Source organism: Oscillibacter sp. CU971 (assembly GCF_905219725.1).
Classification (GTDB): Bacteria; Bacillota; Clostridia; order Oscillospirales; family Oscillospiraceae; genus Oscillibacter.
The window spans coordinates 1-1,524 of record NZ_CAJMXG010000459.1 but is presented as its reverse complement, the minus strand read 5'-3'; the positions used below and the strand labels follow the sequence as shown (position 1 = coordinate 1,524).

The 1,524-nt window shown below is 55.6% G+C and carries 1 protein-coding gene; it reads left to right on the top strand.

Features of this window, described 5'->3' with window-relative positions; translation table 11 throughout:
- Positions 1-1,524, top strand: a 1,524-nt coding sequence (locus JX325_RS16555) for a DEAD/DEAH box helicase family protein (RefSeq protein WP_374220660.1), incomplete at both ends; no start/stop codon positions are given.

Below are 1,524 nucleotides of genomic sequence, written 5' to 3'. Positions count from 1 at the left end.
TCTAATCGACTTGCAGATGGACGAGAATATCCCGGACAGCGCAATCCAGGCCCAGCAGGCCGAGTTGAACCACATGTATGACGCCTATACGAACAAATACGGCCTTATCAACGACCGGGCCAACCGGCTGGCCTTTGACCGGGATGATTCTTACTACCTGCTCTGTTCCCTGGAAATCCTGGACGAGGACAACAAGCTCAAATCCAAGGCGGACATGTTCACGAAGAGAACAATTAAGCGGCACCATGCTGTCACCCATGTGGACACGGCTTCCGAAGCCCTTGCCGTCTCGATTGGCGAGCGGGCCCACGTGGATTTGCCCTTTATGGCCCAGCTCACCGGGAAACCGGAATCTGGCCTTATCGCGGACTTGAAGGGCGTAATCTACAAGGACCCGGAGCAGGCCGGAGATGACCCTCTTGCTGGCTGGCAGACCGCCGATGAGTATTTGTCCGGCAATGTTCGCCGCAAGCTGATTATCGCCCGGAGGGCGGCGGAAAAAGACCTGGCGTATCAGTCCAACGTGGAGGCTTTGATTCAGGCCCAGCCCAAGGACCTGGACGCCAGCGAAATCNAAGTCCGCCTGGGCGCTACCTGGATTGCCCCGAGATATATCCAGCAGTTCATGTATGAAGTCTTAAATACTCCCGAACGCCTGCGGGATGCAATCCGGGTCCTGTATTCCAAGCACACAGGTGAATGGCAGGTGACGCAGAAATTCGCCGTTTCCCATGATAATATCGCCGCTTATACGACTTATGGCACGAACCGGGCCAACGCCTATCACATCCTGGAGGATTCCCTGAATCTCCGGGATGTGCGCATCTACGATACAGTTCAGGACCCGGACGGGAAAGAGCGTCGCGTTCTGAACGGCAAAGAAACGACCCTGGCGGCGCAGAAGCAGCAGGCCCTCCGTGACGAGTTCCAATCCTGGATTTGGCGGGACCCGGAACGGCGGCAGGAGCTGGTGCAGTATTATAATGATACTATGAACTGCATCCGACCCCGTGAGTATGACGGAAGCCATATCGTGTTTTCCGGCATCAATCCCAGTATTACGCTCCAGCCCCATCAGCTGGGAGCCATTGCCCATGTTCTTTACGGCGGCAATACGCTTCTGGCCCACGAAGTCGGCGCGGGAAAGACGTTTGAGATGATTGCCTCTGCTATGGAGTCCAAGCGTCTGGGCCTCTGCCATAAGTCCATTTTCGTTGTCCCGAACCATCTGACGGAACAGACCGCTTCGGAATTTTTGAGATTGTACCCGGCGGCCAATATCCTGGTGACGACCAAGCGGGACTTTGAGACGGCGAAGCGGAAGAAGTTCTGCGCCAGAGTTGCGACCGGAGATTACGACGCCGTGATTATCGGGCATTCGCAGTTTGAGAAAATCCCCGTCAGCGAGGAACGTCAGAAGCGGCTTATCCAGGAAGAAATCCTTGAAATCACCGAAGGCATCCGGGAGGTCAAAGCCAGCGGAGGCGAGCATTTCACGATTAAGCAGCTGGAACGGACCAAAAG